This is a genomic window from Dapis purpurea BLCC-M126 (assembly GCF_050015975.1).
GTDB lineage: Bacteria > Cyanobacteriota > Cyanobacteriia > Cyanobacteriales > Microcoleaceae > Trichodesmium.
The window spans coordinates 22,648-29,670 of the sequence record NZ_JBNHER010000246.1 but is presented as its reverse complement, the minus strand read 5'-3'; the positions used below and the strand labels follow the sequence as shown (position 1 = coordinate 29,670).

General features: G+C 35.6%; 5 protein-coding genes. 4 read left to right on the top strand and 1 reads right to left on the bottom strand.

Going from position 1 to position 7,023, the window contains the following annotated elements; genetic code table 11:
* Positions 1 to 609: 609 nt before the first annotated feature.
* On the bottom strand, positions 610 to 2,337 hold the full coding sequence (locus ACP6PL_RS22130) for a diflavin flavoprotein (protein WP_426547440.1): 1,728 nt from the start codon (positions 2,335 to 2,337) through the stop codon (positions 610 to 612).
* Positions 2,338 to 2,542: 205 nt separating this feature from the next.
* On the opposite strand from ACP6PL_RS22130, the gene ACP6PL_RS22125 reads away from it, so the two are divergent.
* The 4 genes from ACP6PL_RS22125 (at position 2,543) to ACP6PL_RS22110 (ending at position 6,934) form a co-directional block, all read left to right on the top strand.
* Positions 2,543 to 3,151, top strand: coding sequence for a hypothetical protein (locus ACP6PL_RS22125; protein WP_426547439.1), 609 nt, complete (start codon positions 2,543 to 2,545; stop codon positions 3,149 to 3,151).
* A gap of 15 nt (positions 3,152 to 3,166) precedes the next feature.
* Positions 3,167 to 4,276 (top strand): hypothetical protein, encoded by a 1,110-nt coding sequence (locus tag ACP6PL_RS22120; RefSeq protein WP_426547438.1) that lies wholly within the window; start codon positions 3,167 to 3,169, stop codon positions 4,274 to 4,276.
* Positions 4,277 to 4,711: 435 nt separating this feature from the next.
* A complete protein-coding gene (locus ACP6PL_RS22115; protein WP_426547437.1) occupies positions 4,712 to 5,686 on the top strand; it encodes an MBOAT family O-acyltransferase in 975 nt (324 codons plus the stop codon).
* Positions 5,687 to 5,809: 123 nt separating this feature from the next.
* Positions 5,810 to 6,934: a THUMP domain-containing class I SAM-dependent RNA methyltransferase gene (locus tag ACP6PL_RS22110; protein ID WP_426547436.1), complete on the top strand. Its 1,125-nt coding sequence runs from the start codon at positions 5,810 to 5,812 to the stop codon at positions 6,932 to 6,934.
* The last annotated feature ends 89 nt before the right edge of the window (positions 6,935 to 7,023 follow it).

Genomic DNA, 7,023 nt, shown 5'->3' with positions numbered 1-7,023 from the left:
CTTAAGAGGTTAGCGATCGCCTAATTTTTTAGAGATACCAAATGGGTTCTATACAACAGAAATTATCAATTCTTTCCCTATACTCCGTACTCCCTCTTTTCTGAAGATGTCTATGTGAAGTACAAAAGTGCAGCAACATAAAGTGTATGAGAGCATTACCCAATTATTACTTATTAATAATTCTGGTTTAAAGCCTCCCCTTTGATATGGGAAAAAAGCGGTCGAGAGATGGCGAAGTTTCCTTTCCCTCCGGGACGCTACGCGTTTCATGTCCGCAGCGTTAACGAAGTTGTGCGGAATGCTAAACGCCATATCCAATCTCCCCTTGAGAAGAAATGATATTTCCTGATATTCAATTCCCAAACGGTTTTAATCAAAGGTAATTATCAATTATCCATTATCCATTATCCATTATCCATTATCCATTAATGAACTAGCCTGCAAATATTTGACAGATAATTATAAACTTTGAAAAATCTTGTTCAAATATCGAGAATAAGGATAGTGCGAACATCTGGTTGCCCAAACACTCGCACTTCTATTCAGAATAATGTTGAGGTGCTACAGCAATAAAACCTGTTGTTTATTGTCACCTCATCATAGACTCAATTAATAATGATTACCTACTCTTCTATGATGCACTGCAGGCAAAATATCTGAGTCACTAACTCGGCCAGTATCAACAGTTGCATAAATCAGCCAATGGTCGCTTGCTTCCATCCGACTTGCAACTTCACATTCTAAATAAGCTAGAGCATCACTTAAAATAGGGCTACCATTATTAGCAGTTTGAGTATTGACTCCGGCAAAACGGTCTGCACCAGGTGGAAAGCGCTTCAGAAAATGTCGCATTAGACCTTGATAGTTATCTTCCCGCAATACGTTTAAAATAAAGCGATCGCCTACTTGCATTAGTGCCTCAATAGCTCGGTCTTTTGCTACTGCAATAGAAACTCCTAAAGGTTGGAAACTAGCTTGCACTACCCAAGAGGCTAACATGGCACTACTAATCTCACCTTTAGTAGCAGTAATAATATACAAACCTCCACTCAGACGACCTAAAGCTTTATCCAGATCGTCGTCAAGAGATTTCATTTGCTTGATAGTCTCCTTGAGAGTCAAAAGTTGCCCTGCATCTGTCCCCGCTTCCTCACATAATTTGTAAGTTAATTCTGAAGGCGTTTCTTTGATTGTAATATTGGGGAATGCCTGCTTGAGTCCTAATTCTTTAAACTGGTTGGCAAGAGGATAAATTGAAAGGTCATCCCCACCACCTGATTCAAACAAACCAAATGCTTGCTTTTTATTCGCTGCTGCCAAAATAGTACTTATAGCTATTTCAGCAGTGCTAGCTACTGGACCTGTGCTGGGTGGCGCTGCGATCGCGATTCCTTTGGCCATTTCTACCAGTTCCCTTACTTCTTGCGGGTCAGCAGATTTTAAGTCCATCATTTCTACCGCTACCCCTGTTTTGATTATCCCGTGGGCAATAGCTTGAGAGAGGCGATCGCTATAACCATAATCAGAGGTATAAAATACTGCGACTGTTGTCTCTGCTTTACTTTTTGCTTTACTCCACTCTTCATAACGGTTTGTTAGTTCTACTAAGTTATGACGTAGGAGGGGGCCATGACCTGTGGCAATGGTGGTAATATCTCCCAGTGCTTTCATTTTTTTCATGGCATTTAAGACTGAGCGAGCATTGGGAGCCATCAGACATTCATAATAGAATTTATAATCTGCTTCTATGTCACTCAGGTTTTCATCATAAGTTTTGTCTGAGCAATAGTGCATCCCAAAAGCATCACAGGTAAATAGGATTTGGGTTTTGCGATCGTAGCTAAAAATTGTATCAGGCCAATGTAAATTTGGAGCCGAAACAAATTCTAAAACGTGACCATTACCTAAATCTAATTGGTCGCCATTTTTGACAATTTGCTTATTAAATGGTATGTGAGTTAAATTTTCTAAAAATTGAATTGCTACTTTTGCCCCAACTACTGTAACTTGAGGAGCTAATTCAATAACATCTTTGACTAAACCACTATGATCTGGTTCAGTATGGCTAATAACTAAGTAATCTATTTCAGTAGGTTTGATCAGACCCCACAGGATATCTAGGTATAACTGGCGAAACTTTTCATGGGATGTATCTACTAGGGCAGTTTTTTCCCCTCGAATGATAAAGGAGTTATATGTGGTACCATTCTGTAGACCAAATTCGATATCAAAGCGATCACGGTCCCAATCCAGGGAGCGAATGGCCGTTGTATCAGGAGCAATTTTATTCGTCTCTATTGTGAGTCTATTTTTTACTCGGTCTGTTATCGCTACCATAAGAGACCTCTCTCTAAAATGATTTTTATTTACTTTTTAGTATTTTTACACAATTTAACTATAAGTTTTTCATAGAAAAGTTTATGAGAAAGTTAAGAATATCCAATTATACTTGACTTATTTTATTTTAGGAGAGATATTTTTCTCAACTTGTGGTAAAATCATTGAGCTTTGCTACTATCCAATGGCAGAAAGGGGAGAAACAATGAAACACCGATTAGCCACCGTTGGAGGTTTGACAACGGCTTTAGTGTTGGGGACTGTAATTCTGCCATCGCAGGGACAGACCTGTTATGGATATGGCTCTGAGAAAGCAAATTATGAAACTACAAACTTTAAGATAAATATTTGCGAAACCCGGAAAGGTGAGTATATATTCATTAGTCAACCAAAAAATGGAACTGAGCAAGATTGGTTGATAGTTGGTAATGCGATCAAAAGAGGTACTTCTTGGGCCGCTTATGACCCAGTACAAGGAATTGAATATATTATTGGCCCAGATCAATATCGTGTAGATTCAAGAACAGAAAATGGCCTTACGGAACGTGTAATTAATTACCAAGCTAAAGGAAGAATTAAGTCAAAAACTTGTTATGTACTCAGACCAAATGGACTATATATTTTTGAGACACGCAACTCAGCGAGTCGTAGACTTGGAGTAGTAGAAAATGGTCAAAGAATAGAAGTTACCGGAAATGAAGAAATTGGTAGTGGAACTCAAAGATTTATAGAAGTCACAAACCCATATCAAGGATATATAGTCTCTAGAGATAGTAATGGGAGATATATCTCAGATTGTTCTACAGTTTTCTAATTTAATCAAGGAAAAATGAAGAATAAAGCAACAAATAACCAGCAGAAAAAATTAAAATTTGATCGGTTAGCTATTTACGGTTGGAGATGTACGATTTTCTTAATTAGCCTTGGCATAGGGAGCATAATTTTTGGTAAAATTATACCATCTCCAGAAATTCCTGTAGTTACTTCTAAGTTGGAAAACTTTACTAAAAACAAAGACAAATATAATGTAGTTTTTATTGGATCTAGCAAAATATATAGACATATAGTACCGAGTGAATTTGATAAGGCAATGGAAAGACGGGGAAAAGAGATTAGCTCGTACAATTTTGGCGTTTCTTCTATGCAGTCCCTGGAAAGTTATTTCTTTCTCAAAAAAATTCTAGCAATGAAGCCTAAAAACTTAGAATATATTTTTATAGAACTGCAAAATATAGAGTTAAGTATTAACCGTGAAAATTGGCGAACAAATAGAGTGATATACTGGCATGACTGGGAACATACTTTTTGGGTGTTTGATTTAATTTTGGATTACCAACACTCCCTAAGAGTCAAATTTGGTGCACTGAAATCACATACAATTCCATTAATGTATAATTTAGGTGGCGTTGGTAAAGTAGATGGCTTAATTCAGTGGATAAATAACCAGGGAAATCAAGACAATATAACTTTTGATCGACTAAACAATAGGTTTATGCAAAACGACTATATTAACGGTTACCTGCCTCTCGATCAAGAGATAGGTGTTAGTTATCAACAAAGACGTCAAAACTTTTTAGGCAACCTCAATACTTACCATGAAAAAGTTAATCTTTTAAATTTACCTTCAGATAAAGTTGTCAACCCAAATTCTACTCTTTTAAGAGTAACTAAAGACCTAATCCAAATTGTCAAAGATAGTGACGTTACCCCAATATTTATGATCACTCCAGTATTACAGAAAAAAGAAAACTTGATTGCCTTAAAGACCAAAGAATATGTGTCTACTCTCTTTTTATTTAACAATCCTATAGAATACCCTCGCTTGTACGCTCCAGAACTACGATTTGACAAGAAACATTTAAACGATAAAGGAGCTAGAGAATTTACAGAATTGCTGGCAGAAAAATTTTCAGAATATTTAGATCGGGAGAAAAATTAGTCTATGGTTTTTACAGAATTTAGGTTTCTGTTCTTCTTTTTAATTGTTTTCTCAGTTCATTGGGTGCTGCAAAAAAATCAATACAGAAAGTTCTGGCTGCTGCTATGTAGCTATATATTTTACGGAGCTTGGGATTGGCGTTTTCTTTCATTAATTCTAATATCAACAGTTGTTGATTACATAGTGGGAATAAAACTATCCCAATCAATAGAAACTAACAAAAGAAAGTGCTGGCTTCTGGTTAGTATTTGTATCAATTTGAATATTTTAGGATTTTTTAAATACTTTAATTTTTTTCTAGAAAATACTGTAAATTTTATAAATTTTCTAGGGTTTTCTGTAGATGTTCTCACCATTCAGATCATTCTTCCTGCTGGCATAAGTTTCTATACTTTCCAAACACTAAGCTATTCGATAGATATATATTATCGCCAAATGAAGCCAGTGTATAAATTCCTGGATTTTGCACTTTTTGTCAGTTTCTTTCCTCAATTGGTAGTAGGGCCAATTGTTCGAGCTTTTACTTTTTTACCCCAGCTAGAGGAAACTAGAAACTTCAGTCGGGTTCAGGTTAAATCTTGTTTGATGCTTTTTATGGTAGGGTTCATCAAAAAAGCTTGTATTTCAGATCGATTATCTCCCATCGTCGATCCCTTTTTTGATGCTCCTGAAACTTACAGTGCTTCAAGTTCGTGGGTAGGAGTTTTATTTTATGCTGTACAAATATACTGCGACTTTTCAGGTTACACAGATATGGCGATCGCCTGTGCTGGTTTGTTGGGATACGAACTCTGTTTAAATTTTCATTTTCCTTATTTTTCCAAGAATATTACAGAATTTTGGAGACGTTGGCATATAAGTCTTTCTAACTGGCTACGAGATTATCTTTACATACCACTGGGAGGAAACCGGGGAGGAAAACTTTTTACCTACAGAAACTTGATGTTAATTATGCTTTTGGTAGGGTTATGGCATGGAGCAGGGTGGAATTTTGTTATCTGGGGAGGGTTGCATGGCGGAGCGTTAATTTTACAAAGAGAATGGTCAAAACTTTCTGCTCCCTATAAATGGCTATGTACTCTGATTAAACCTATTTCTCCTTTATTAACTTTTTATTGGGTTTGCATTGGTTGGATATTTTTCCGAGCCGTGGATATGGAAAAATCTATAACAATTGTAAAGTCTTTTGTATTTTTTAATTCACCTGGTTCTCAAGAACTTGGTATTCATCATTTAGGAATATTTTTGCTACTAGCAATCGCTCATTTTGCAACTTATAAAAATCTTTGGCGTGAATGGTGGCAAAAATTTCCTGATTGGATTTTTGCTGCTTGGTATGGATTCGCTTTTTCTGTTATCCTTCTATTTATAGCTCCTAACTATTCGGCTTTTATTTACTTTCAGTTTTAGTTGATGGAAAATTTTTTATTTTATGCCAAAGTAGCTAAAGGTTTAGAAAATATTGCTGCCCAAGAATTAGAAAGTTTAGGAGCTACAAATCTCCTTTTTAGGGAATAGGAAATAGGGGTCTAAATGAATCAATATTATGCCAAAGTAGCTAAAGGTTTAGAAAATATTGCTGCCCAAGAATTAGAAAGTTTAGGAGCTACAAATGTCTCTCCAGAATTTACAGGAGTAAGTTTCACTGGGGATAAGACTTTACTTTATCGAGTTAATCTCTGGGCAAGAACTATTTTTAGAGTATTAGTTCCTATTGCAGAAGTTAGATGTGTTAACAGAGAAGTGTTATATAAAGAAGTAAAAAAAATTCCTTGGCAAAAGTATATATCTCCTAAAAATACATTGGCAGTTCACTGTACGGGAAGTAATGATAAATTAAAGCATACTCACTATACTGCTTTGCAAATAAAGGATGCTATTACTGAGCAACAAATAGAGAAATTTCGCTACAGATCGAATATTGATACTAAAAATCCTGAGATATTAATTAATGCTCATATTGAACATAAAAATTGTATCCTTAGTTTAGATAGTTCTGGTAGTAGTTTACATCAGCGTGGCTATCGTCTGGCAATGGGATTTGCTCCCCTGAAAGAAACTTTAGCAGCAGCTTTGTTGGAGATGGCGGAATATTCTCCTGATTTACCTTTTTTAGACCCTTTATGTGGTTCGGGAACTTTACCTTTAGAAGCAAGTTTAAAAGCATTAAATATTGCACCCGGATTGTTTAAAAATAAATTTGCTTTTATGAATTGGCGTGATTTTGATGAGTCTATTTGGCAAGATTTATTAGCAGAAGCTAAGAATAGTCAATTAACTGAATTAAAATCAATAATTGTGGGAAGTGATCGAAATCCAGAAGTGCTTTCTCAAGCTCGTACTAATGCGAAAAAATGTGGTGTTTCAGAGAAAATTAAGTTTATACAAACGGATTTATCTAATTTAAAACCTCCAGCAGAAAAAGGAATAATTATTTGTAATCCTCCTTATGGAGAACGTTTAGGAGAAGTGGAAGAATTGGGTAAGTTTTATAAAATGTTGGGGGATATTTTTAAACAACGTTTTACTGGTTGGACTGCTTTTATTTTGACAGGAAATAAACAATTATCTAAACAGGTGGGGTTAAGAACTTCTGCTAGAATTCCTGTTTATAATGGTCCGATAGCTTGTAAATTATTAAAGTATGAATTGTATTGAAGAAGGAGACAGGAGACAGGAGATAGAAGGTAAAATACAGAGGTCAGAAGCAAAAAAAAGGTTAGAAGGGAGAAAGTTTAATTACATAA

Excerpts from the sequence above, each read along its gene's own strand:
- ACP6PL_RS22130 (WP_426547440.1), bottom strand. The coding sequence starts at position 2,337 with ATGGTAGCGATAACAGACCGAGTAAAAAATAGACTCACAATAGAGACG.
- ACP6PL_RS22125 (WP_426547439.1), top strand. The coding sequence starts at position 2,543 with ATGAAACACCGATTAGCCACCGTTGGAGGTTTGACAACGGCTTTAGTG.
- ACP6PL_RS22120 (WP_426547438.1), top strand. The coding sequence starts at position 3,167 with ATGAAGAATAAAGCAACAAATAACCAGCAGAAAAAATTAAAATTTGAT.
- ACP6PL_RS22115 (WP_426547437.1), top strand. The coding sequence starts at position 4,712 with ATGAAGCCAGTGTATAAATTCCTGGATTTTGCACTTTTTGTCAGTTTC.
- ACP6PL_RS22110 (WP_426547436.1), top strand. The coding sequence starts at position 5,810 with ATGAATCAATATTATGCCAAAGTAGCTAAAGGTTTAGAAAATATTGCT.